Source organism: Rhizobium sp. 01N48 (assembly GCF_056399145.1).
Genome location: NZ_JBFTQT010000004.1, coordinates 380,160 through 401,804, shown reverse-complemented (window position 1 = coordinate 401,804; position 21,645 = coordinate 380,160). Strand labels below are relative to the sequence as shown.

The window sequence follows — 21,645 nt, the reverse complement described above, 5'->3', positions numbered from 1 at the left end:
GTGTTCAGTCCCGCGTCCAGTCCGGCATCCGGTTTTCCAGGAATGCCCCGATCCCCTCTTCCGCATCCTCGGTCATCATGCTGTCCACCATGACTTCGGCGGCATAGCCATAGGCTTCCTCGATCGGCACTTCGACCTGGCGATAGAAGGCTTCCTTGCCGATCTGGAGCGCCATGGGCGATTTGCTTGCAATCACCGACGCGTATTTGGTGACGACCTGCTGCAGATATTGTTTCGGCACGATGCGGTTGACGAGACCGAAGTCCTTGGCAGTCGAGGCGTCGATCGTTTCGCCGGTCAGCAGCATCTCCATCGCCTGCTTGCGATGGGCGGAGCGCGTCAGCGCCACCATTGGCGTCGCGCAGAAGAGGCCGATATTGACGCCCGGCGTGCAGAAGGTCGCCGTATCGGTGCAGATCGCGAGATCGCAGGACGCGACGAGCTGGCATCCGGCGGCGGTCGCAAGTCCGTCGATCTCGGCGATGACCGGCTTCGGCAGCTTGGTGATCTCCAGCATCAGATCGGCCGCCAGCGCGAAGGTCTCCTCGAAGAATGCTTCGCCGTCATCCGCGTCGGCGCGATGCTCGGTCAACTCCTTGAGATCATGGCCGGCCGAGAAGACATCGCCGGTCGATGCGATGATCACAATGCGCACGTCGTCGTCCTCGGCAGCATTCTGCAACTCGCCCATCAACGTCTCCATCATGGCGAGCGACAGATGATTGGCGGGAGGATTGTTCAGGGTCAGCCGCAGCACGCCATCGGAAAGCTGGCGCCGCACGAGCGAACCGCTGGCTTTGCTGGCATCGGTGCGGAACGATAGAACTTCGGCCATGATGAAACTCCCTGCATGTCGATTTCGTGCTATCAGTCCTGCCATAAAAGGCCAGCCTTTTCGAGGAGAAGCGATCCCGTTGGAGCCAAAGCGCTGACATCGAAGCGTTGAAAATTGAGGTATCAAAGTACCACACACATAACGCATTGATTTCATTGACTTGTTTTTACGGCTGCAGCCCGCAGCAATATTGACGCTATCGGCCTCAACCTCTATACACACCGCCAGAACGCAGCCCTTTCCGGCTGCTTTCTTTTTGGTGCGCCCCAGGGCTCCCAAATCAAGCAACAAGAAACGCCCTTTCGCCTTCGGGCCAAGGGATCAAAAGAGAGTAACTACTATGGCAACCTTCTCCCAGAAGCCTGCAGAGGTAGAGAAGAAGTGGGTCATCATCGACGCCGAAGGGCTTGTCGTTGGTCGTCTCGCTTCTGTTATCGCCATGCGTCTGCGCGGCAAGCACAAGGCTACCTTCACTCCTCACGTTGACGACGGCGACAATGTCATCGTCATCAATGCCGACAAGGTCGTATTCACCGGCAAGAAGTATTCCGACAAGGTTTACTACTGGCACACGGGTTTCGCCGGCGGCATCAAGGAGCGTACCGCTCGCCAGATCATGGAAGGCCGCTTCCCGGAGCGCGTTCTTGAAAAGGCAGTCGAGCGCATGGTTCCGCGTGGCCCGCTCGGTCGTCGCCAGATGAAGAACCTGCGCGTTTACGCTGGTTCCAACCATCCTCATGAAGCTCAGCAGCCTGTCGCTCTCGACGTCGCCTCGCTGAACAAGAAGAACGTAAGGAGCGCCTAAGAATGGCTGACCTCTCCTCCCTGAAGGATCTCGGCACGGCTACCGAAGCTTCGGCTCCGGCACACGTCCGTAAGGTCGATTCGCTTGGCCGCTCCTACGCGACCGGCAAGCGCAAGAACGCTGTTGCTCGTGTATGGGTCAAGCCGGGCTCCGGCAAGATCGTCATCAACGGCAAGGAATTCACGGAATACTTCGCACGTCCGGTTCTGCAGATGATTCTGCGTCAGCCGATCGTCGCTGCTGCCCGTGACGGCCAGTTCGACATCATCGCAACGGTTGCAGGCGGCGGTCTTTCCGGCCAGGCCGGTGCCGTTCGTCACGGCGTCTCCAAGGCTCTCACCTACTTCGAACCGGGCCTGCGCTCGGTCCTGAAGAAGGGTGGCTTCCTGACCCGCGACAGCCGCGTCGTCGAGCGTAAGAAGTACGGTAAGGCCAAGGCCCGCCGTTCGTTCCAGTTCTCCAAGCGTTAATCGCTTCGGATTTCGGAATGTGGAAAGGTCGGGTGCAAACCCGGCCTTTTTTTCGTTTTGGCATGCGCTTTGACAATCCGGTGCCGTGAATTATGATTCATGCATGATGGACATCGCCTCAGGCGAAAGAGATCTGAACATGCCTCTCGATATTTCCGTTGTTTCCAACAAACACCCGATGTCGGATCAGAAGCCCTCGCCCTTCGCCAAAACGCCACAGCCACCCTACTACGTGGTGACCTTCTCCTCGCAGCGGACCGAAGGGCAAAACGAAGCCTATTGGGAAACGGGTGACGCCATGGTGGAACTCGCGAAGCAGCAACCAGGCTATCTGGGTTTCGAAAGCGTGCGCGCTGCAAACGGCTTCGGCATTACCAATTCCTATTGGAAGGACGAAGCAAGCATCCTCACCTGGAAGGCGCAGATGGACCACATGGAAGCGCAGCGACGTGGCCGCGTTGACTGGTATTCACACTATGAAATTCGCGTCGGCCTGGTGCAGCGCGCCTATGGTTTTAGCGCAATCGAGCCTGATGGAGAAAAAGACCTTGGCGAATAAGACAATCGATCACGCTTTCACGGCAACGAGCCTTACCTCGGCGGCAACGGACCCGACGTTCGCCGGTGCCCTGTCCTTCATGCGCCGGCGCTTCACCAAGGATCTGACCGGCGCCGATGTGGTCGTATGGGGTGTCCCTTTCGATGCCGCGACCTCCAACCGGCCGGGTACGCGCTTCGGGCCGCAGGCGATCCGGCGGGCTTCGGCGATTTTCGACAACGATCCGCAATATCCCTTCAATCGCGATCTCTTCGCCGAGATGGCCGTGATCGACTATGGCGATTGCCTGCTGGATTACGGCAACCACCAGGAGACGCCAGCGGCGATCGAGCGACAAGCGAAGACGATCGTCGATGCCGGCGCCTTCATGCTGACGCTGGGCGGCGACCATTACGTGACCTGGCCGATCCTCAAGGCGCATGCGGCCAAGCATGGCCCGCTGGCGCTGGTGCAGTTCGACGCGCACCAGGATACATGGTTCGACGATAGCAAGCGGATCGACCATGGCTCCTTCGTAGCGCGCGCGGTCCGCGATGGGATCATCGATCCCGATCGGTCGATCCAGATCGGCATCCGCACGCATGCGCCCGACGATTTCGGCATCAACATTCTCTACGGCCATCAGGTCGAGGAGATGAGTGCTGCCGAGATCGCCTCGACGATCATCTCGCACACCAAGGGTGCGCCCAGCTATCTGACCTTCGATATCGACTGCCTGGATCCGGCCTTTGCGCCCGGCACCGGCACGCCGGTTTCTGGTGGCCCGTCCAGTGCCAAGATCCTCTCGGTGCTGCAGCGCTTGCATCAGCTCGATATCCGCGGCGCCGACGTCGTCGAGGTGTCTCCCGCCTACGACCATGCCGACATCACCGCCATTGCGGGGGCGACGGTCGCGATGTATATGCTGGGGCTGCATGCCGAACGACGCGCGACAGCGTCACACGGCTGACTCATCCATCTTCCAAAATGATTCCGGACTTCTTTCTAACCTATTGAAAGTGTGAGCAAGACAATGGCACCGAAGATCTTCATCGATGGCGAACACGGCACGACGGGCCTGCAGATCCGCACGCGCATGGCCGGCCGCCGCGATGTCGAGCTTCTGTCCATTCCGGAAGCGGAGCGCCGCGTTGCCGCGATCCGCGAGGATATGCTCAACAGCGCCGATATCGCCATCCTCTGCCTGCCCGACGATGCGTCGAAGGAAGCCGTGCAGATGGTCTCGGCCAACAACAATGTCCGCGTCATCGACACCTCGACCGCCTACCGTGTCGATCCCTCGTGGGCCTATGGGTTCGCAGAGATGGACAAGGAACAGGCCGGCAAGATCAGTTCGGCACGCTTCGTCGCCAATCCCGGTTGCTATCCGACGGGTGCCATCGGCCTGATGCGGCCGCTGCGGGCCGCCGGCATTCTATCGGACGGCTATCCCGTCACCGTCAACGCTGTCTCCGGCTATACCGGCGGCGGCAAGCAGATGATCGCGCAGATGGAAGACCAGAGCCGTGACGACGCGATCAGCGCGCCGCACTTCCTCTATGGTCTGACGCTAGCGCACAAGCATGTGCCTGAGATGAAGATCCACGGCCTGCTCGACCGCGCCCCGATCTTCGCGCCGTCAGTCGGCAAGTTCGCGCAGGGCATGATCGTGCAGGTTCCGCTGCATCTCGACATGCTGGCCGCAGGCACGACGCTGGAGAGCATTCACGCGGCGCTGACCGCGCATTATGCCGGCCAGGATATCGTCACGGTCGTGCCGCTCGCAGACAGCAGCAAGATGGCGCGCGTCGATGCCGTCGAGCTCGCCGGCAAGGACACGATGAAGCTCTTCGTCTTCGGCACGCCGGGTGGTTCGCAGGTCAATCTCGTCGCCCTGCTCGACAATCTCGGCAAGGGCGCCTCGGGCGCCGCCGTGCAGAACATGGACCTGATGCTGGCCTCCTGAGCGAGGCCGAGGTTCCATGTCATTTTCCGGTAGCATGGCCGATATCGGTGCGTGGCTTTCCGCCGCGCTGCCGGATCATGGGCTTTATACGCTGATCGCCATCGCCTGCATCGCCGGGCTCGCCCGCGGCTTTTCCGGCTTCGGGGCGGCGCTGATCTTCATTCCGCTCGGCGGCGCCATCATCGGGCCGAAGCTGATCTCGCCGGTGCTATTGGTCATCGACGGCTTGGCGACGCTGGGCATGATCCCGCCCGCGTGGAAGCGGGCGAACCGGCGCGAGGTCTTCACCATGGCTGCCGGTGCGATGCTCGGCGTGCCCGCCGGGACCGCCGTGCTGACGCTGATGGACCCGCTGCTCTTACGCTGGTCGATCACCGTCGTCGCGCTACTGCTGCTTGCGCTATTGGTCTCGGGCTGGCGCTATCATGGGGAGCCGCATTCCTATTTGAGCTCAGCGGTCGGGCTGGCGGCCGGATTGTTCAGCGGTGCGGCCCAGCTCGGCGGGCCGCCAGTTGTTGCCTACTGGCTGGGCGGAAAGACGGAGTTCACCAAGGTCCGCTCCAACATCATCATCTATTTCGCGATCTCCACCTGCTTCAGCGTCGCCAGCTATTATGCCGGCGGGCTGTTTGTTGACACCGTCTTCGCGCTGACGCTGGTCATCCTGCCGAGCTATACGATCGGCCTGTTTCTCGGCTCCAAGCTTTTCGGCTTCGCCAAGGAGAGCACCTTCCGGATCATCTGCTACGGACTGATCGGCGCCTCTGCCTTCCTCGGTATGCCCGCTCTCGACGGCCTACTGCGCTAGGGCAGACGGCCGGCGGGCTTGGCCGGTCCTGACGACCAGCGCCTCGCCGGGACCGTGGACGGCCGCGAACAGCAATCCCGCCAGGAAGGTGAAGTGGTCGATGAAGAAGCCGAACTCCGCCTGGTTGCCAGCCCAGCGTCCGGGTCCGTGGAATGCCACCGCGAGGAAGATCACATAGATCGCCGCCAGCAACGCTGCGGGTGAAAAGAAGATGCCGGTCAGGAAAGCGAGCGCCAGCCCCAGTTCGAAGAAGGCCGCGATCCAGGCGAGAAAGAGCGGGAATGGAAAGCCGGCGGCGGCGATGTAGCCGGCTGTGGCCGTGATATCCATGAACTTGAAGCTCAGCGCCATGACGAACACGCCGGCGAAGATCAGCCTTGCGATCAGAATTGCAATTGTCCTGCCCATATCTCTCTCCCTGTGCCGATAGCGGCCTGATACGTGAACTCTCCGCAGCGCGGTTGCGCCGCTTTATGATGCAAGGACGAATGACATGACGCGCTGCCGACATGCCCTTGCACAATCTGCTCCCGCGCCTTGTCATTCTGATTCAAGTGCTTCGCAAGTCGAGTCCGAAACGCGCCGCAAGTCCATGATTTCGGATTCGATTTAGCGATCGCTATCCGCCACGAGCCGACGCCGTCTTTATGAGATTTCTATTTCCCGTCGAAGACCCGCGAATGGATTTCATACGCCGCGCGGCGTTAGCCTTTGGTCGAAATTCAGAGGTAGCCGTCATGCGAGACTTCCTATTTCCCCACCCTCCAACCGGCCGGCCACGACCACCCGTGCCCAAGCGGCAGATGCGCGAGAAGCGCACGGCGCACCTGCTGATCATCTTTGGCATCGTGCTGGCCGCCGTCGAGATCTACGTCATCTGGGGCAGTTTCTGACACGGCCATGCGGATGGACACGCGACTACGATTGGAAACTGTGATCACGGCACTGGTCACGCCATTCAGGAACGACCGGCTCGACCTTGCCATGCTCGAGCGGCTGGCGGAGCGGCAGATCAATTCCGGCATCGACGGATTGGCCGTCTGCACAGTCACCGGCGAAGGGCCGACACTGTCGCCCACCGAGCGGGCGGCCATCATTCGCACTTGCGTCAGGGTCGCGGCCGGGCGGGTGCCCATCATCGCCGCCACCGGCACCAATGCCACATCGACCACGATCGCGCTGACTTTGGAGGCGCGGGAGCTTGGCGCCGACGCCGCGCTCGTCACCGTGCCCTACTATTCGAAACCGGGGCAGAAGGGCATCGTCCACCATTTCGAGCAGGTGGCGGCGGCGAGCGATCTGCCTTTCATCATCGACGACAGCCCCTCGCGCTGTGCCAGCAGCCTGGCGCCCGAAAGCCTTGAGGCGCTGGCATCTGTCGGAAGCATCCTCGGCGTCGTCCACTCGAGCGGTGCGGCGACCCGGCTTGCGCCGCATCTGCGCCGGCGATTTGTCTCACTGTCATCCGATGACGGCAGCGCGCTTTCGTCTCTCGCTTGCGGCGGAGACGGCATGATGTCGTCGGGTGCGAATGTCGAGCCGCGTCTGTTTGCTTCGCTTCATCGCTTAGCGAAGACGGGCAACATGGCGGCGGCCGCAGCGCTGCGTGACCGTCTGCAGCCGCTCATCCGTGCGCTTGCCGAAGACGGCTCGCCGGCTCCCCTCAAATACGCACTGCATGTGCTGCTTGGCACGTCCTCTGACGTCCGCTTGCCGATGGTCGGCCTCGATGCCGCCGAGAAGGCTGCGGTTTTCGCCGCCCTGACGGGGCTCGCCGATAGCCGTCGCCAAGCGCGCGCTGTCTAAGCCAGACAATCCCAATCACAGCCGCGATCATCCAACCTGAAAGGAAAGATCATGCCCTCCTCCAACGCGCGTGCCCTCGCCGCGACCAACCAGCCCAGCACTTTGCCGCGCTTCACCATCGGCCGAAGCAAGGGCGGCGGATGGGTGGTTCAGGATCGCGAGGGGCGCGTCGGCGGTCTGTTTATCAGCGAGAGCGCCGCGTTACATTTCGCCTACGACGAATGCGATCACGATGCCGCGCAGATCGCGATCACCCGCATCCGCACACTGCTGCCCTTCAATAGGCCCGATGGCAGCGGACATGTGCACTGACGAGACATGATCCACCTCTGCGGGAGCGTGCAACGGCGTTCCCGCAGGCGTTGGCGAACGCTTCCTTAACCGCCGTTTCGTATCATCTGCTCCTACCCCACGCCGAGCAGACACGATGCCGAACAAGCCGAATTTCCGCTTCACTCATTACGATCTCAAGGAACAGCGCGCCGGGACGGTGATCGAGGTAACCTTGAGCGCGGTCGCCAATGTTCGGCTGATGACATCCCCGAACTACCAGCGTTTCACCGAAGTGCTGGACTTCAAATATGTCGGCGGCGTTGCGCGCAAATCTCCGATCCGGGTGCCGATCCCCGACAGCGGCCACTGGCATCTCGTGGTCGACATGGAAGGCCATCACGGCCTTGCGGAATCATCCGTGAAGATCATCACCGCTCCATCAGGGCAGAAGCGGGCGTCTTGATCAGCGCTGATTGCGCTCTTTCCTGAGTTTCGACCACCATTCAAGCCGCTTGCGGATATCGCGCTCGAAGCCGCGCTCGGGCGGATCGTAGAAAGTCTGGCGGCCCATCTTTTCCGGGAAGTAATCCTGGCCGGAAAAGGCGTCCGGCTCGTCGTGGTCGTAGCGATAGCCTTCGTTGTAGCCCTCATCCTTCATCAGCTTGGTCGGCGCGTTCAGGATGTGCTTGGGCGGCAGCAGCGAACCATTCTGCTTGGCGGCCATGGTGGCGGCCTTGAAGGCGGTGTAGACGGCGTTGGATTTCGGCGCGGTGGCGAGATAGACGCAGGCCTGCGCCAGCGCCAGCTCTCCCTCGGGCGAGCCGAGATAATCGTAGGCGTCCTTGGCGGCGTTGCAGATGACAAGCGCCTGAGGATCGGCAAGGCCGATATCCTCGACCGCCATGCGCACCAGCCGGCGGCCGAGATAGAGCGGATCCTCGCCGGCATCGAACATGCGCGCGAGATAATAGAGCGCCGCATCGGGATCGGAGCCGCGCACGGATTTGTGCAGGGCCGAGATCAGATTGTAGTGGCCGTCCTGAGCCTTGTCGTAGACGGGGGCGCGGCGCTGGACGATCTTGGTCAGTCCCTCGGTATCGAAGATCTCGTCGCGGCGGGCGGCGCGCCAGATTTCCTCGGCGAGCGTCAGCACGGCGCGGCCATCGCCATCGGCCATGCGCAACAGGCTGACGCGGGCTTCAGGCGTGAGCGGCAGCTCCCTGCCCTCGATCGCCTCGGCGCGGTTCAAGAGCTCGGCAAGGCTCTGATCGTCATGCGACTTGAAGGTCAACACGCGGGCACGCGACAGAAGAGCGGCGTTGAGTTCGAAAGACGGGTTTTCGGTGGTGGCGCCGACGAGGATGACGGTGCCGTCTTCCATCACAGGCAGGAAGCTGTCCTGCTGGGCACGGTTGAAGCGGTGGATCTCGTCGACGAAGAGAAGCGTCTGGCGCCCATCCATGCGGCGCAGGCGGGCGGCCTCGAAGACTTTCTTGAGATCGGCGACGCCTGAGAAGATCGCCGAAATCTGTTCGAAGGCAAGGCCCGCCTCGCCCGACAGCAGGCGCGCGACGGTGGTCTTGCCGGTTCCGGGTGGCCCCCAGAAAATCATCGATCCCAACGAGCCGCCTTCGATCATCCGCCTGAGAACACCGTCCTCGCCGGTCAGGTGATCCTGACCGGTGACGTCGGCGATGGTCTGCGGGCGAAGCCGATCCGCCAGCGGCCGCCTGTTGGCGACCTCCGGCGGAATGCGCGGCGCGAAGAGATCATTGCTCATCGGAAGAACTGCCGGATGCGCTGGCCATTGCGCTCGATCTCGACGCGCCAGAAGCTCGGGTTCTGCGCAGCCAACGTGGCAAGATCCTTCGTGGTCTTCACATCGGCGCTGTTGACGGAGACGATGATGTCCTTCGGCTCGAAACCGAGCTGCTGGGCAACGGAGCCATCCTTCACTTCCGAAACGACGACACCCGTGCTCTCGCTTGCCATGCGCAGCTCATCGGCCACGCGCGGCGAGAGGTTCTCGACGACGGTGCCCGTAAACGGCGAACGGCCGCCGATCGTGCGCTGGTCACGCGGCGTCGTCTCGGGCGCCTGGCCGAGTGTCATCTTTACGTGCTCCTCCTTGCCATTGTCGGTGATGGCGAGATCGACAGGCTTGCCGAGACCGGCCGTGGTCAGGCGGTAATAGAGCGCGTCGGGGTGCTCCACCGCGATGCCATCGACGGCGGTGATGACTTCGCCCGCCTTCAGGCCAGCCTTTGCGGCCGGGCCGCCTTCGGTGACCTTGACGACGATGGCGCCGCGCGCCTTTTCGAGGCCGAGCGCATCGGCGACGTCGGAGGTCACCGCATCGAAGGTCGCGCCGACATAGGGACGCTCGAATGTCTTTACGCCCGCGTCGGCGGAAGCGACGAAGACTTTCACGAGATTGGCGGGGATGGCGAAGCCGATACCGTTGGAGCCGCCGCCGCGCGAAAAGATGGCCGTGTTGATGCCGATCAGCTCGCCCTTCATGTTCATCAACGCGCCGCCGGAATTGCCGGGGTTGATCGAGGCGTCGGTCTGGATGAAGAAGCCGAACTCGTCCTTGACGACCTGGTTGCGCGCCAGTGCCGAGACGATGCCCGACGTGACCGTCTGGCCGACACCGAACGGATTGCCGATGGCAAGCACGAGATCGCCGACTTCAACGGCGTCTGAATTGCCGATCGGAAGCGCCGGGAATGTCGCCTTGGTGTCGACCTTGAGCACAGCGAGATCCAGGCGATCGTCCTTCAGAATGACCTTGCAGGGAAACTCGCGGCCATCCGAGAGCGCGATCTTGATTTCGTCGGCGCCCTCGATGACGTGGTTGTTGGTCACGATCGTGCCGTTCGCCTCGACGATGACGCCGGAGCCGAGCGAGGACTGCTTCTGCGTACGGTTCGGCATCTGCTGGCCGAAGAACTGCTCGAAGAAGGGATCGCCGGCAAACGGCGACTGACGGCGCACTGTCTTTTCCGCATAAACGTTCACCACCGCACCCGCCGTCTGCTTGACGAGCGGAGCGAAGGACAGCTGCATCTCCATCTGGCTCTGCGGCACGGTCTTGGCCGTCTCGCTATTTGCCGTTTGGGCATGAGCATTGATCGGCAGTGCAAGCACCAGAGCAAGCAGCGGCAGAGAGGCGCGCTTCAACAGGTCGTGCATAAGAATCCCTTCTTGAAATCGTCTTGAGAGAACGTTGTAGTGCCGGACGCTAGAAAGGAAAGAGGGCGGAAGCATGGAAGAACAATGCGGGTCAACCGATGCGCGACATACTTGCCAAACTGAGTCAGGAACGACAGGCATGCAACTGATATCAAAGGCCAAACTCTGGGCGAAATCACTGAAGTGTGACATCGTCGCGCTGTGGCTTGCCGCGCGCGACAGACGCGTGCCCTGGTATGCGAAAACGGTCGCTGGCGGCGTCGCCGCTTACGCGCTGTCGCCGATCGACCTGATCCCCGATTTCATTCCCGTGCTCGGCTATCTCGACGATCTCCTCATCGTGCCGCTCGGCATCATGCTTGCCGTCAGGCTCATCCCGTCCGATGTGATGGCGGAGCTACGCGTCGACGCCGCAGCGCGTCTGGAGCGGCCGTCCAGCCGCACCGGACTGATCGTCATCCTTGCCATCTGGCTTTGCTGCATCATCTTCGTCGGCATGGCATTCTTGAGAGCCAGATAGACAGACAGGAACCACTGCATGACGCGATATCGCCAGCCCCTCCTCTTCACCGCCGCCGCCCTGCTGCTTTCATCCGCCGGGATAAGTCACGCGGCAAGCTTCGATTGCGAGGCCAAGGAACTGAAGCCGGACGAGAAGGCGATCTGCGACAACCGCGCGCTCAACGATGCCGACGTGAAGATGGTGACGACCTTCGACCTGTTGTCGGGCCTGCTTGCCATGGGCTCGCGCGGCACGATGCAGGACGAGCAGACGGCGTGGCTGAAGAAGCGCCAGGAGTGCGCCGCCGACGTCGCCTGCATCCAGGCCGCCTATGACGAGCGGCTGAAGCAGCTGGCAGAAACCTACAAAAACATAAACCGGCCGCTTTGAGGCGACCGGTTCATTAGAGCAGCTGACTCTTAATCAGCGGGTTCAGCGATCGCCGAGATCGCGAACGGCGCCACGATCGGCGCTGGTAGCGAAGGCGGCGTAGGCCTTCAGCGCGGTCGTGACGTTACGCTTGCGCTTTTCGGCCGGCTGCCAGCCCTTGGCGTCCTGTTCGGCACGGCGGGTTGCCAGTTCCTTGTCATCCACGCGCAGGCTGATCGTGCGGTTCGGGATGTCGATGTCGATCATGTCGCCTTCGCGCACGAGGCCGATGGTGCCGCCATTGGCCGCTTCCGGAGAGGCATGGCCGATCGACAGACCCGAGGTGCCGCCGGAGAAGCGGCCGTCGGTGATCAGTGCGCAAGCCTTTCCGAGGCCCTTCGACTTCAGGTAGCTCGTCGGATAGAGCATTTCCTGCATGCCCGGGCCGCCCTTCGGGCCTTCGTAGCGGATGACCACAACATCGCCGGCGACGACTTCGTTGGACAGGATCGCCTTTACGGCCGCATCCTGGCTCTCATAGACCTTGGCCGGGCCGGAGAACTTCAGGATCGATTCATCGACGCCAGCGGTCTTCACGATGCAGCCATCGAGCGCGAGGTTGCCCTTCAGGACTGCCAGACCGCCATCCTTGGAGAAGGGATGCTGGGCATCGCGGATGACACCGGTTTCGCGGTCGAGGTCGAGTTCTTCCCAACGCGAGCTCTGGCTGAAGGCGACCTGCGTCGGAACACCGCCGGGAGCCGCGCTGAAGAGATCGAAGGCGGCCTTGTTGTCGGTGACGGCGACATCCCACTGCGCGAGCGCTTCGCGCATGGTCGGTGCGTGGACCGTCGGAAGATCGACATTCAGCAGGCCGGCGCGGTCGAGTTCACCGAGGATAGCCATGATGCCGCCGGCGCGGTGAACGTCTTCCATGTGAACGTCGGCCTTGGCGGGCGCGACCTTCGACAGGCAGGGAACGCGACGCGACAGGCGATCGATATCGTCCATCGTGAAATCGATCTCGCCTTCATGGGCCGCCGCGAGAATGTGCAGAACGGTATTGGTCGAGCCGCCCATGGCGATATCGAGCGCCATGGCGTTCTCGAACGCGCCCTTGCTGGCGATGGTGCGCGGCAGGGCGGTCAGATCGTCCTGTTCGTAATAACGGCGGGCGAGTTCGACGACGCGGCGACCGGCTTCAAGGAAGAGCTCCTTGCGATCGGAGTGGGTGGCGAGCGTGGAGCCGTTGCCGGGTAATGACAGGCCCAGGGCTTCCGTCAGACAGTTCATCGAGTTTGCCGTGAACATRCCGGAGCAGGAGCCGCAGGTCGGGCAAGCGGAGCGCTCGATGACAGCGACGTCTTCATCGCTGATCTTGTCGTCGGCGGCTGCGACCATGGCATCGACGAGGTCGAGCGCGACCTTCTTGCCGTTCAGCACCACCTTGCCGGCTTCCATCGGGCCGCCGGAGACGAAGACCGTCGGGATGTTGAGGCGCAGCGAGGCCATCAGCATGCCGGGGGTGATCTTGTCGCAGTTGGAGATGCAGACCATGGCGTCAGCGCAGTGGGCGTTGACCATGTATTCGACGCTGTCGGCGATCAGTTCGCGCGAAGGCAGCGAATAGAGCATGCCGTCATGGCCCATCGCGATACCGTCGTCGACGGCGATCGTGTTGAACTCCTTGGCGACACCGCCGGCCGCTTCGATTTCGCGCGCGACGAGCTGGCCGAGGTCCTTGAGGTGGACGTGGCCCGGCACGAACTGAGTGAAGGAGTTGACCACCGCGATAATCGGCTTGCCGAAATCCGAATCCTTCATGCCCGTGGCGCGCCAAAGGCCGCGTGCGCCCGCCATGTTGCGGCCGTGGGTCGTGGTTCTCGAACGATAAGCTGGCATTGGTGTTTCCTCACAACATCGGAAGTCTTGGGCGATACCGGGCGGATCTTAACGACACGCTCCTGACATCGCTGCTTTTTGGAATTGTCCTAATCCAAAGAGTATATGCTGTCACTACCGGGAAAGGCAAAAGCGGTACTCCTCGGTACGCCTCAGGCGCCCATCGACCATATACGTGGGCAGGACGTGGTTTGTTACAGGCAGAACCTATGATTTCGCTACACGATAAGTTGGCTTCCCGGCCGGCCGCTTCAAGGCGTAAACAGTGATCCGAAACGAGCTTGAATGCGTTCAAGGTCGATGCCGAGCTTCTGTTGCTCAGGAGGATATCATGCCCGTCTACCGTCCACCCAAGATCGCTTCGTCTGAGATCACGCCGCGCCAGACCTATCTTGATCGCCGCCAGTTCCTTGGCGCCGCCGCGATCGGCGCAGTGGGTCTATTGGGTGCCGGCACTGCCAGCGCAGCCGCACTTACGACCGTCGACAGCAAGTACAAGGTCGACGAGAAGCTGACGCCGATCAAGGATGTGACGACATACAATAACTTCTACGAGTTCGGTCTCGACAAGGGTGATCCGGCGGCGCTGTCGGGCGACTTCAAGCCCATGCCCTGGACAATCAAGGTCGACGGCATGGTCAACAATCCGGGCACCTTCGATCTCGACGCGCTGATGAAGGAATTCCCCATCGAGAGCCGGACCTATCGCATGCGCTGCGTCGAAGCCTGGTCGATGGTCATCCCCTGGGACGGCTTTCCGCTGGCCTCGCTGCTCCGCAAGGTCGAGCCGCTCGGGAGCGCCAAGTATGTCGCCTTCGAGACCGTTGTGCGCCCGGAAGAGATGCCGGGGCAGAAGGGTATCTTCCAATCGCTCGAGTGGCCTTATGTCGAAGGGCTGCGGCTCGACGAGGCCAACCATCCGCTGACGCTGCTTGCCGTCGGCCTCTATGGCGAGACGCTGCCGAACCAGAACGGTGCGCCGATCCGGCTCGTCGTTCCCTGGAAATATGGCTTCAAGGGCATCAAGTCGATCGTTCGGATCACGCTGACGGACAAGGAGCCGAAGAACACCTGGCAGGTCACCAATTCGCAGGAATACGGCTTCTATGCCAATGTGAACCCCGCCGTCGATCATCCGCGCTGGAGCCAGGCGACTGAGCGGCGGATCGGCGAGAGCGGCTTCTTCGGCGCCAGCCGACATCCGACGCTGCCGTTCAACGGTTATGGCGATGAGGTCGCGAGCCTTTATGCGGGCATGGACCTGAAGGCGAACTTCTGATGGCAACGCTTTCGTTCAGCCTGCCGAAGCGATGGCACTCGGCCTCCGTCTGGCTGCTTTACGTCGTCGGGCTGGCGCCTGCCGCCTGGACCTTCTATCTCGGCGCCACCGACCAGCTGGGCGCCGATCCGGTCAAGACCTTCGAGCTGTTCCTCGGCCTCTGGGCGATCCGCTTCCTGGTGCTGACGCTCGCCGTATCCCCTGCCCGCGATCTCCTCGGCTGGAATTACCTGCGCTATCGCCGCGCGCTCGGTCTTCTCTGTTTTTACTACGTGGCCATGCACTTCACGGTCTACATGGTTCTTGATCAGGCGCTCGACGTTTTCGCTGTCCTCGACGATGTGATGAAGCGGCCCTTCATCATGTTCGGAATGGCCGGGCTTGTGCTGCTCGTGCCGCTGGCTGTCACCTCCAACAACCTGTCGATCCGGAAGCTCGGCTCGAAATGGATATGGCTGCACAAGCTGATCTACATCATCGCTGCCTGTGGCGCGGTGCACTTCGCGCTGTCGACCAAGCTTCTGGATCTCGAGCAGTATGTTTATATCGGCCTGATCATCCTGATGATCCTGTATCGGTCGTGGCGACCGATTGCGCGGAGCAGGAAGCGCGCCCGGGGTGGCAAGAGCGGCCGGATGAGATCCGCGGAGGCGGTAAACTGATCTGATTGCGGCGAGCCAGCGCAGTGACCGATTTCCGGCATAAGCCCATCCGCTTTATCAGCAGGCCACCCCACCACCCGCATAGATAGATTTGCCTTCGCTCCAGCAACCATCTATGAATTCAGATGCCTCGGAGCTCAACATGCGCGCATCTATTGTCATATCTCTATTATTCGGGAATTTGTCGATCGCTCTACCCGTAAGCGCCACCGATCGTGAAATGAGCGATGCTGACTTCGTGTACTACGCAGCGGTCTTACGCTCATCTGCGGAAACGCGTACACGCTTTATCGAAAGTTGCCCGACGTCTGTCCTGGAGACGCTTACTGACAGTCAAAAAGATGACATGGCTGCGCGGACCAATATGCCGATCAAGCAGGCTGCTAACGAGGCCTGTGAGCGCGTGCTACGTGGGATCATCTCGGGCAAGCTGACTTACGGACCATTCAGTGAATGGATGCGTTCGCCGGACGGCAAGCTCTTTAGCCTGCCGGGCTTCGAATAGCTGCCAACACCACATGGCAGCAGCACATACCACAAACGAAAACAGCCGGGCTTTTCAGCCCGGCTGTTTTGCTTCCGGCGAACCGGAAAATATTAAGCGGCTTCAGCAGCAGCTGCTTCGGCTTCAACGCGAGCCTTGTCGGCTGCGCCCTTGGCGAAGGTGTCGCGGTCAACGAATTCGATGACGGCGAGAGCGGCGTTGTCGCCCTGGCGGAAGCCAGCCTTCATGATACGCAGGTAGCCGCCGTTGCGGGTTGCGTAGCGCGAAGCGATCGTGTCGAAGAGCTTCGAAACAACAGCGGCGTCGCGGATCTGCGAGATCGCCTGACGACGAGCGTGCAGGTCGCCGCGCTTGCCGAGGGTTACGAGCTTTTCAACGATCGGACGGATTTCCTTTGCCTTCGGCAGGGTGGTCACGATCTGCTCATGGGTGATGAGCGAAGCCGCCATGTTGGCAAACATTGCCTTGCGGTGGCTAGCGGTTCTATTCAGCTTGCGGCCGGCTTTACCGTGGCGCATTGCTATTCTCCTTCACATGCAGGCATCTCGCCCGCCGTTTGATGGTTAGTATTGGTCTTCGTAACGCTTGGCGAGATCTTCGATGTTCTCAGGCGGCCATGCGGGCACTTCCATGCCGAGGTGCAGGCCCATGGAAGCGAGAACTTCCTTGATTTCGTTCAGCGACTTGCGACCAAAATTCGGCGTGCGGAGCATTTCTGCTTCGGTCTTCTGAATGAGGTCGCCGATGTAGACGATGTTGTCGTTCTTCAGGCAGTTTGCCGAGCGAACAGACAGTTCGAGTTCGTCTACCTTCTTGAGGAGAGCCGGGTTGAAAGCGAGTTCGGTGACTGCTTCTTCTTCGGTTTCCTTCTGCGGCTCGTCGAAGTTGACGAACACGCCAAGCTGATCCTGCAGGATGCGAGCCGCGAAAGCGACGGCATCTTCGCCGGAGATCGAGCCATCGGTTTCGATGGTCATGTTCAGCTTGTCGTAGTCGAGAACCTGTCCTTCGCGGGTATTTTCAACCTTGTAGGACACCTTCTTGACCGGCGAATAAAGGCTGTCGACCGGGATGAGACCGATCGGAGCATCTTCCGCACGATTGCGATCGGCCGGAACATAGCCCTTGCCGTTGTTGACGGTGAATTCCATACGGATTTCGGCACCCTCGTCGAGCGTGCAGATCACATGCTCGGGGTTGAGGATTTCGATATCGCCGACCGTCTGGATGTCGCCAGCCGTTACAACGCCCGGACCCTGCTTACGCACGACCATGCGCTTTGCGTCGTCGCCATCCATCTTGATGGCGATTTCCTTGATGTTCAGAACGATGTCGGTGACATCTTCACGAACGCCAGGGATCGACGAGAATTCATGCAGCACGCCATCGATCTGCACGGCCGTCACTGCGGCACCGCGCAGCGAGGACAGCAGAACGCGGCGAAGCGCGTTGCCGAGGGTGAGGCCGAAACCGCGCTCCAGCGGCTCTGCTACGAGCGTCGCCTTGGTGCGCGAGTTCGAAGAGAACTCGACCTTGTTCGGCTTGATCAATTCCTGCCAGTTTTTCTGAATCATATTTTTGCCTTCCGTTCGTTGCCACCATCCAATCGTGACAACCGAGCTTGAGAAGCATCGGGAGCGAGGATCCGCTCACCGATGTTGTGAATGGCGATGATCAGACGCGACGCTTCTTGCGCGGGCGGCAACCATTGTGCGGGATCGGGGTCACGTCGCGGATGGACGTGATCATGAAACCAGCAGCCTGGAGGGCGCGCAGAGCGGATTCACGACCCGAACCCGGACCGCAAACTTCAACTTCCAGCGACTTCATGCCGTGTTCCTGAGCCTTCTTGGCGCAGTCTTCAGCAGCGATCTGAGCAGCGAACGGGGTCGACTTGCGCGAGCCCTTGAAGCCCTTGGCGCCAGCAGACGACCAGGCAATGGCGTTGCCCTGTGCGTCGGTGATCGTGATCATCGTGTTGTTGAAGGTCGAGTTGACGTGAGCGACGCCCGACGAAATGTTTTTACGTTCGCGACGGCGAACGCGTACGGCTTCCTTGGCCATTTTAATCCCTTTCTTGGATCTCTGCACCGCCGTAATACCAGCGGCTACACCGGAACGAGACCTTGCGGCCCTGCCCCAAACTCAAAAGAGGCCGGCGCAGACCGCCAGCCCCCTCACCTCCGGTTTCCCGGAAATTACTTCTTCTTACCAGCGATAGCCTTTGCCGGGCCCTTGCGGGTACGAGCATTGGTGTGCGTGCGCTGACCGCGGACCGGAAGGCCACGGCGATGACGCAGGCCGCGGTAGCAGCCGAGGTCCATCAGACGCTTGATGTTCATCGAGGTCTCGCGACGCAGGTCACCTTCGACCTGGTAATCGCGGTCGATGGTTTCGCGGATCTGCAGGACTTCAGCGTCGGTGAGCTGATTCACGCGACGATCAGCAGGAATACCGACCTTCTCGATGATTTCCTGTGCGAATTTCGGACCGATCCCGTGAATGTACGTCAGCGCGATTACAACGCGCTTTGCGGTCGGGATGTTGACGCCAGCGATACGTGCCACGCCTATTCTCCTTGCGTTCCAGTTGCCATCCGGCAAGTGGTGTCTCGTTACACGGCCTTGAAAGGCCGCAATTACAATTCAGGTTCTCAACAAGTCAAAACGATCGAACCCGGAATTCCTATCGGAAGTCCGCGCCGATCGCATCAGATATCGCGAGTTGGCGCGGTGTTTAACGGAATCAGTGCTGAAAAGCAACCGCTCCCGCCAAGTTTTATTTCCAAAGCCTTACAGCTTCGAAAGTATGCCCTCGATCTCGCCGGTGACGTGATCGATGTCTGCCATGCCATCCACCGACTGCAACTTGCCCTTGGCATAGTAGTAGCCGATCAGCGGCGATGTTTCCTTGTAGTAAGCGCCGAGACGCGTCACCACAGTTTCGCGGTTGTCATCGGGACGACGCTTGAAGTGAGTCGAACCACAGCGGTCGCAGACCCCCTCCACCTTCGGCTTGACGTTGGTGTCGTGATAGCCGGCACCACAGTTAGCACAGGTGTAACGGCCCGAAACGCGGTCCGCAAGGATAGCGTCGTCGACCTGGATTTCGACGACCTTCGACAGTTCGATGCCTTTGCCCTTGAGCATGGCTTCTGTCGCATCGGCCTGAACCAGCGTGCGTGGGAAACCGTCGAGGATGAAGCCATTCTCGCAATCGGGCTGGTCGATACGCTCCGACACGATTGCGATGACGATGTCGTCTGAGACCAGCTTGCCAGCATCCATGACGGCCTTGGCGCGCTTGCCAACTTCGGTACCGGCCTGAACGGCGGCGCGAAGCATGTCACCCGTGGAAAGTTGCGGAATGCCGTACTTTTCCACGATCCGCTGAGCTTGAGTCCCCTTACCCGCGCCCGGCGGCCCCAAAAGTATAAGTCTCATCGACCCCTCTTTCCTCCACGCAACTTCGATTTCTTGATCAGGCCTTCGTACTGCTGCGCGATCAGATGACCCTGGATCTGTGCCACCGTATCAAGAGTTACGCTAACGACGATCAAAAGCGAAGTGCCACCAAGGGATAACGGGATCCCGGTTTGCGACACGAGGATTTCCGGAAGAATGCAGACGAAGACCAGATAGATCGCGCCGATGACCGTAATGCGGGTCAGCACGTAATCGATGTACTCGGCGGTGCGCTCACCGGGACGGATGCCCGGGATGAAGCCGCCGTGCTTCTTCAGATTGTCGGCCGTGTCCTTCGGATTGAAGACGATGGCCGTGTAGAAGAAGGCGAAGAAGGCGATCAGCAAACCGTAGAGGAGCATGTAGAGCGGCTGGCCATGGCCAAGAGCCGCGACGATGGAAGTCACCCAGGTCGGCATGTTCGTCGTGCTGGCGAAGCCCGCGATCGTTGCCGGCAGAAGCAGCAGCGAGGACGAGAAGATCGCCGGGATGACACCCGAGGTGTTGAGCTTCAGCGGCAAGTGCGAGGTATCGCCCTGGAACATGCGGTTGCCCACCTGGCGCTTCGGATACTGGATCAGAAGGCGGCGCTGGGCGCGTTCGACGAAGACGATGATCGCGATGACGGCGATCGCAACGACGATGACCAGCAGGATGAGGCTCGTCGACAGCGCGCCTGTGCGGCCGAGTTCGAGCGTACCGGCAAGAGCCGAAGGCAGGCCAGCGGCGATGCCGGCGAAGATGATGAGCGAGATGCCGTTACCGATACCGCGCGAGGTGATCTGCTCGCCGAGCCACATCAGGAACATCGTGCCGCCGAGCAGCGTGATGACCGTGGAGACGCGGAAGAAGATGCCCGGATCGACAACCAGCCCCTGCCCGCTCTCGAGACCAATGGCAATGCCATAAGCCTGCAGCGTGCCGAGAAGCACCGTGCCGTAGCGCGTGTACTGGTTGATGATCTTACGGCCCTGCTCGCCTTCCTTCTTCAGGTTCTCGAGCGCCGGGACGACCGAGGTCATCAGCTGCACGATAATCGAAGCGGAAATGTAGGGCATGATGCCGAGGGCGAAAATCGCCATGCGCTGAACAGCGCCACCCGAGAACATGTTGAAGAGGCCGAGAATGCCGCCCGCCTGGCCCTGGAAGGCCTGTGCGTAGGCCTGCGGGTTGAGGCCGGGAAGCGGAATGTGCGTTCCCAACCGATAGACGAGGAGAGCTGCCAGTGTAAACCACAGGCGCTTCTTGAGATCCTCGGCTTTGGCGAAGGTCGAGAAATTGAGGTTGGAAGCCAACTGTTCCGCTGCAGACGCCATGCGTATCTCCGCGCTACCGGTTTCGGGCTCTGACCAAGCTAAAGGCAGAACGCCGGATCGGCATTTCTGAATTATTCAAAAGCGGGCTTCGGACGGATTGCGGGCGCAACCTATGCCTCACCCTGTTGTTCGTCTAACCTGTCCTGACGCACGTGCATCCGACCGGTTTTTGTGAGGCTCACATATGGGAGCAAAACCGCCCGGTGTGAAGCACCCCGGGCGGTTTATCATAGATTAAATTACTCTGCAGCTGCGGCAGAAAGAAGCGTGACGGAACCGCCAGCCTTTTCGATCTTTTCGACTGCCGGCTTGGAAGCGCCAGCAACTTCGAACTTGACCTTTGCCTTCAGCTCGCCGTCGGCGAGAACGCGAACGCCGTCCTTGACGCGACGGATAACGCCGGCAGCCTTGAGAGCTGCTGCATCAACCGTGGACTTGGCGTCGAGTTTGCCAGCGTCGATAGCAGCCTGAACACGCTCCAGGGACACGACAACGAAGTCGGCCTTGAAGATGTTGTTGAAGCCGCGCTTCGGCAGGCGACGGTAGATTGGCATCTGACCGCCTTCGAAGCCGTTGATGGCTACGCCCGAACGGGACTTCTGACCCTTGACACCGCGACCACCGGTCTTGCCGGAGCCCGAACCGATACCGCGGCCGAGGCGCTTGCGGCTATGGGTCGAACCTTCGTTGTCTTTGATTTCATTGAGTTTCATAGCGAATACTCCCTGCTTACTTCTCGTCGACGATGCGAACGAGATGCTGGACAGCACGGATCATGCCACGAACGGAAGGGGTATCTTCCAGCGTGCGACGACGGTGCATCTTGTTCAGCCCGAGACCGATCAGCGTGCGCTGCTGGACATCCGGACGGCGAATCGGGCTGCCGATCTGCTCGACGGTAACCGTCTTTGCTTCGGTCTTCTTTGTAGCCTTGGCCATGGATCAGCTCC

28 protein-coding genes are annotated in these 21,645 nt (G+C 60.8%); 15 read left to right on the top strand and 13 right to left on the bottom strand.

Going from position 1 to position 21,645, the window contains the following annotated elements; genetic code table 11:
- Positions 1 to 4 precede the first annotated feature (4 nt).
- Positions 5 to 835, bottom strand: a complete 831-nt coding sequence (locus tag AC1DOG_RS11215) for an enoyl-CoA hydratase (protein WP_477928013.1) — start codon at positions 833 to 835, stop codon at positions 5 to 7.
- A 340-nt stretch (positions 836 to 1,175) separates the two neighbouring features.
- On the opposite strand from AC1DOG_RS11215, the gene rplM reads away from it, so the two are divergent.
- From rplM to AC1DOG_RS11185, 6 genes are all read left to right on the top strand, one after another.
- Positions 1,176 to 1,640, top strand: coding sequence for a 50S ribosomal protein L13 (rplM, locus tag AC1DOG_RS11210; protein WP_018900238.1), 465 nt, complete (start codon positions 1,176 to 1,178; stop codon positions 1,638 to 1,640).
- Between the two features lie 2 nt (positions 1,641 to 1,642).
- Entirely contained in the window at positions 1,643 to 2,110 is a 468-nt protein-coding gene (gene rpsI, locus AC1DOG_RS11205) for a 30S ribosomal protein S9 (RefSeq protein ID WP_037177440.1), read from the top strand.
- 178 nt (positions 2,111 to 2,288) lie between these two features.
- Complete coding sequence (locus AC1DOG_RS11200; protein WP_477928169.1) at positions 2,289 to 2,669, top strand: antibiotic biosynthesis monooxygenase family protein; 381 nt, start codon at positions 2,289 to 2,291, stop codon at positions 2,667 to 2,669.
- A complete protein-coding gene (speB, locus tag AC1DOG_RS11195; protein ID WP_477928010.1) occupies positions 2,659 to 3,618 on the top strand; it encodes an agmatinase in 960 nt (319 codons plus the stop codon). The genes AC1DOG_RS11200 and speB overlap by 11 nt, the downstream gene beginning before the upstream one ends.
- A gap of 63 nt (positions 3,619 to 3,681) precedes the next feature.
- On the top strand, positions 3,682 to 4,614 hold the full coding sequence (argC, locus tag AC1DOG_RS11190; RefSeq protein WP_477928008.1) for an N-acetyl-gamma-glutamyl-phosphate reductase: 933 nt from the start codon (positions 3,682 to 3,684) through the stop codon (positions 4,612 to 4,614).
- 16 nt (positions 4,615 to 4,630) lie between these two features.
- On the top strand, positions 4,631 to 5,422 hold the full coding sequence (locus AC1DOG_RS11185; protein ID WP_477928006.1) for a sulfite exporter TauE/SafE family protein: 792 nt from the start codon (positions 4,631 to 4,633) through the stop codon (positions 5,420 to 5,422).
- On the opposite strand, the gene AC1DOG_RS11180 is transcribed toward AC1DOG_RS11185, so the two are convergent.
- Positions 5,411 to 5,830, bottom strand: coding sequence for a DoxX family protein (locus AC1DOG_RS11180; RefSeq protein WP_477928004.1), 420 nt, complete (start codon positions 5,828 to 5,830; stop codon positions 5,411 to 5,413). The two genes, AC1DOG_RS11185 and AC1DOG_RS11180, sit on opposite strands and share 12 nt — an antisense overlap.
- 329 nt (positions 5,831 to 6,159) lie before the next feature.
- Here AC1DOG_RS11180 and AC1DOG_RS11175 point away from each other — a divergent pair, with 329 nt between their 5' ends.
- The 4 genes from AC1DOG_RS11175 (at position 6,160) to AC1DOG_RS11160 (ending at position 7,964) form a co-directional block, all read left to right on the top strand.
- Entirely contained in the window at positions 6,160 to 6,315 is a 156-nt protein-coding gene (locus AC1DOG_RS11175; protein WP_477928002.1) for a hypothetical protein, read from the top strand.
- A 7-nt stretch (positions 6,316 to 6,322) separates the two neighbouring features.
- Positions 6,323 to 7,228 carry a 4-hydroxy-tetrahydrodipicolinate synthase gene (gene dapA / locus AC1DOG_RS11170; protein WP_477928000.1) on the top strand — a complete coding sequence of 302 codons (906 nt, stop codon included), beginning with the start codon at positions 6,323 to 6,325 and terminating at the stop codon, positions 7,226 to 7,228.
- A 51-nt stretch (positions 7,229 to 7,279) separates the two neighbouring features.
- A complete protein-coding gene (locus AC1DOG_RS11165; RefSeq protein WP_477927998.1) occupies positions 7,280 to 7,540 on the top strand; it encodes a hypothetical protein in 261 nt (86 codons plus the stop codon).
- Positions 7,541 to 7,655: 115 nt separating this feature from the next.
- Entirely contained in the window at positions 7,656 to 7,964 is a 309-nt protein-coding gene (locus tag AC1DOG_RS11160) for a DUF1883 domain-containing protein (protein ID WP_477927996.1), read from the top strand.
- Here AC1DOG_RS11160 and AC1DOG_RS11155 read toward each other — a convergent pair whose 3' ends face one another.
- Positions 7,965 to 9,281 (bottom strand): replication-associated recombination protein A, encoded by a 1,317-nt coding sequence (locus AC1DOG_RS11155; protein WP_477927994.1) that lies wholly within the window; start codon positions 9,279 to 9,281, stop codon positions 7,965 to 7,967.
- Positions 9,278 to 10,696 carry a DegQ family serine endoprotease gene (locus tag AC1DOG_RS11150; RefSeq protein ID WP_113199652.1) on the bottom strand — a complete coding sequence of 473 codons (1,419 nt, stop codon included), beginning with the start codon at positions 10,694 to 10,696 and terminating at the stop codon, positions 9,278 to 9,280. Before AC1DOG_RS11150 ends, AC1DOG_RS11155 begins: the two co-directional genes overlap by 4 nt.
- Positions 10,697 to 10,835: 139 nt before the next feature.
- On the opposite strand from AC1DOG_RS11150, the gene AC1DOG_RS11145 reads away from it, so the two are divergent.
- Together AC1DOG_RS11145 and AC1DOG_RS11140 are read left to right on the top strand one after the other, a co-directional pair.
- The gene (locus AC1DOG_RS11145) at positions 10,836 to 11,216 is read left to right on the top strand and encodes a YkvA family protein (protein ID WP_477927992.1); all 381 of its coding nucleotides are present in this window, start codon (positions 10,836 to 10,838) and stop codon (positions 11,214 to 11,216) included.
- 18 nt (positions 11,217 to 11,234) lie between these two features.
- Positions 11,235 to 11,588: a periplasmic protein gene (locus AC1DOG_RS11140; protein WP_047509929.1), complete on the top strand. Its 354-nt coding sequence runs from the start codon at positions 11,235 to 11,237 to the stop codon at positions 11,586 to 11,588.
- Positions 11,589 to 11,630: 42 nt separating this feature from the next.
- Here the strand turns inward: AC1DOG_RS11140 and ilvD are convergent, their stop codons facing one another.
- Positions 11,631 to 13,469, bottom strand: coding sequence for a dihydroxy-acid dehydratase (ilvD, locus tag AC1DOG_RS11135; RefSeq protein ID WP_113238536.1), 1,839 nt, complete (start codon positions 13,467 to 13,469; stop codon positions 11,631 to 11,633).
- 331 nt (positions 13,470 to 13,800) lie between these two features.
- Between ilvD and msrP the strand changes: the two genes are divergently transcribed.
- The 3 genes from msrP (at position 13,801) to AC1DOG_RS11120 (ending at position 15,915) form a co-directional block, all read left to right on the top strand.
- Positions 13,801 to 14,748 carry a protein-methionine-sulfoxide reductase catalytic subunit MsrP gene (msrP, locus tag AC1DOG_RS11130; RefSeq protein WP_477927989.1) on the top strand — a complete coding sequence of 316 codons (948 nt, stop codon included), beginning with the start codon at positions 13,801 to 13,803 and terminating at the stop codon, positions 14,746 to 14,748.
- Positions 14,748 to 15,410: a protein-methionine-sulfoxide reductase heme-binding subunit MsrQ gene (gene msrQ, locus AC1DOG_RS11125; RefSeq protein ID WP_477927987.1), complete on the top strand. Its 663-nt coding sequence runs from the start codon at positions 14,748 to 14,750 to the stop codon at positions 15,408 to 15,410. Before msrP ends, msrQ begins: the two co-directional genes overlap by 1 nt.
- Positions 15,411 to 15,552: 142 nt before the next feature.
- Positions 15,553 to 15,915: a hypothetical protein gene (locus tag AC1DOG_RS11120; RefSeq protein ID WP_477927986.1), complete on the top strand. Its 363-nt coding sequence runs from the start codon at positions 15,553 to 15,555 to the stop codon at positions 15,913 to 15,915.
- Positions 15,916 to 16,007: 92 nt separating this feature from the next.
- Here the strand turns inward: AC1DOG_RS11120 and rplQ are convergent, their stop codons facing one another.
- From rplQ to rpmD, 8 genes are all read right to left on the bottom strand, one after another.
- A complete protein-coding gene (gene rplQ / locus AC1DOG_RS11115) occupies positions 16,008 to 16,433 on the bottom strand; it encodes a 50S ribosomal protein L17 (protein ID WP_018900257.1) in 426 nt (141 codons plus the stop codon).
- 45 nt (positions 16,434 to 16,478) lie between these two features.
- Positions 16,479 to 17,489: a DNA-directed RNA polymerase subunit alpha gene (locus AC1DOG_RS11110; protein WP_477927985.1), complete on the bottom strand. Its 1,011-nt coding sequence runs from the start codon at positions 17,487 to 17,489 to the stop codon at positions 16,479 to 16,481.
- Positions 17,490 to 17,589: 100 nt separating this feature from the next.
- Positions 17,590 to 17,979, bottom strand: a complete 390-nt coding sequence (rpsK, locus tag AC1DOG_RS11105; protein WP_003547577.1) for a 30S ribosomal protein S11 — start codon at positions 17,977 to 17,979, stop codon at positions 17,590 to 17,592.
- 134 nt (positions 17,980 to 18,113) lie between these two features.
- Positions 18,114 to 18,482 (bottom strand): 30S ribosomal protein S13, encoded by a 369-nt coding sequence (gene rpsM, locus AC1DOG_RS11100; protein WP_018900258.1) that lies wholly within the window; start codon positions 18,480 to 18,482, stop codon positions 18,114 to 18,116.
- A 225-nt stretch (positions 18,483 to 18,707) separates the two neighbouring features.
- A complete protein-coding gene (locus AC1DOG_RS11095) occupies positions 18,708 to 19,358 on the bottom strand; it encodes an adenylate kinase (protein WP_026283317.1) in 651 nt (216 codons plus the stop codon).
- Complete coding sequence (gene secY / locus AC1DOG_RS11090) at positions 19,355 to 20,695, bottom strand: preprotein translocase subunit SecY (RefSeq protein WP_018900260.1); 1,341 nt, start codon at positions 20,693 to 20,695, stop codon at positions 19,355 to 19,357. The genes AC1DOG_RS11095 and secY overlap by 4 nt, the downstream gene beginning before the upstream one ends.
- A 239-nt stretch (positions 20,696 to 20,934) precedes the next feature.
- Positions 20,935 to 21,408, bottom strand: coding sequence for a 50S ribosomal protein L15 (gene rplO, locus AC1DOG_RS11085; RefSeq protein WP_016553563.1), 474 nt, complete (start codon positions 21,406 to 21,408; stop codon positions 20,935 to 20,937).
- A gap of 16 nt (positions 21,409 to 21,424) precedes the next feature.
- Positions 21,425 to 21,634, bottom strand: coding sequence for a 50S ribosomal protein L30 (gene rpmD / locus AC1DOG_RS11080; protein WP_016553562.1), 210 nt, complete (start codon positions 21,632 to 21,634; stop codon positions 21,425 to 21,427).
- Between the last annotated feature and the right edge of the window lie 11 nt (positions 21,635 to 21,645).

Excerpts from the sequence above, each read along its gene's own strand:
- rpsK (WP_003547577.1), bottom strand. The coding sequence starts at position 17,979 with ATGGCCAAGGAAGCCGTACGCGTTCGCCGTCGCGAACGTAAAAACATT.
- rplQ (WP_018900257.1), bottom strand. The coding sequence starts at position 16,433 with ATGCGCCACGGTAAAGCCGGCCGCAAGCTGAATAGAACCGCTAGCCAC.
- rplO (WP_016553563.1), bottom strand. The coding sequence starts at position 21,408 with ATGAAACTCAATGAAATCAAAGACAACGAAGGTTCGACCCATAGCCGC.
- AC1DOG_RS11145 (WP_477927992.1), top strand. The coding sequence starts at position 10,836 with ATGCAACTGATATCAAAGGCCAAACTCTGGGCGAAATCACTGAAGTGT.
- rpsI (WP_037177440.1), top strand. The coding sequence starts at position 1,643 with ATGGCTGACCTCTCCTCCCTGAAGGATCTCGGCACGGCTACCGAAGCT.
- AC1DOG_RS11150 (WP_113199652.1), bottom strand. The coding sequence starts at position 10,696 with ATGCACGACCTGTTGAAGCGCGCCTCTCTGCCGCTGCTTGCTCTGGTG.
- AC1DOG_RS11120 (WP_477927986.1), top strand. The coding sequence starts at position 15,553 with ATGCGCGCATCTATTGTCATATCTCTATTATTCGGGAATTTGTCGATC.
- argC (WP_477928008.1), top strand. The coding sequence starts at position 3,682 with ATGGCACCGAAGATCTTCATCGATGGCGAACACGGCACGACGGGCCTG.
- msrQ (WP_477927987.1), top strand. The coding sequence starts at position 14,748 with ATGGCAACGCTTTCGTTCAGCCTGCCGAAGCGATGGCACTCGGCCTCC.
- AC1DOG_RS11215 (WP_477928013.1), bottom strand. The coding sequence starts at position 835 with ATGGCCGAAGTTCTATCGTTCCGCACCGATGCCAGCAAAGCCAGCGGT.
- AC1DOG_RS11155 (WP_477927994.1), bottom strand. The coding sequence starts at position 9,281 with ATGAGCAATGATCTCTTCGCGCCGCGCATTCCGCCGGAGGTCGCCAAC.
- AC1DOG_RS11175 (WP_477928002.1), top strand. The coding sequence starts at position 6,160 with ATGCGAGACTTCCTATTTCCCCACCCTCCAACCGGCCGGCCACGACCA.
- msrP (WP_477927989.1), top strand. The coding sequence starts at position 13,801 with ATGCCCGTCTACCGTCCACCCAAGATCGCTTCGTCTGAGATCACGCCG.
- dapA (WP_477928000.1), top strand. The coding sequence starts at position 6,323 with ATGCGGATGGACACGCGACTACGATTGGAAACTGTGATCACGGCACTG.
- AC1DOG_RS11185 (WP_477928006.1), top strand. The coding sequence starts at position 4,631 with ATGTCATTTTCCGGTAGCATGGCCGATATCGGTGCGTGGCTTTCCGCC.
- AC1DOG_RS11200 (WP_477928169.1), top strand. The coding sequence starts at position 2,289 with ATGTCGGATCAGAAGCCCTCGCCCTTCGCCAAAACGCCACAGCCACCC.
- AC1DOG_RS11165 (WP_477927998.1), top strand. The coding sequence starts at position 7,280 with ATGCCCTCCTCCAACGCGCGTGCCCTCGCCGCGACCAACCAGCCCAGC.
- AC1DOG_RS11140 (WP_047509929.1), top strand. The coding sequence starts at position 11,235 with ATGACGCGATATCGCCAGCCCCTCCTCTTCACCGCCGCCGCCCTGCTG.
- rplM (WP_018900238.1), top strand. The coding sequence starts at position 1,176 with ATGGCAACCTTCTCCCAGAAGCCTGCAGAGGTAGAGAAGAAGTGGGTC.
- secY (WP_018900260.1), bottom strand. The coding sequence starts at position 20,695 with ATGGCGTCTGCAGCGGAACAGTTGGCTTCCAACCTCAATTTCTCGACC.
- rpmD (WP_016553562.1), bottom strand. The coding sequence starts at position 21,634 with ATGGCCAAGGCTACAAAGAAGACCGAAGCAAAGACGGTTACCGTCGAG.
- AC1DOG_RS11180 (WP_477928004.1), bottom strand. The coding sequence starts at position 5,830 with ATGGGCAGGACAATTGCAATTCTGATCGCAAGGCTGATCTTCGCCGGC.
- AC1DOG_RS11110 (WP_477927985.1), bottom strand. The coding sequence starts at position 17,489 with ATGATTCAGAAAAACTGGCAGGAATTGATCAAGCCGAACAAGGTCGAG.
- AC1DOG_RS11160 (WP_477927996.1), top strand. The coding sequence starts at position 7,656 with ATGCCGAACAAGCCGAATTTCCGCTTCACTCATTACGATCTCAAGGAA.
- AC1DOG_RS11095 (WP_026283317.1), bottom strand. The coding sequence starts at position 19,358 with ATGAGACTTATACTTTTGGGGCCGCCGGGCGCGGGTAAGGGGACTCAA.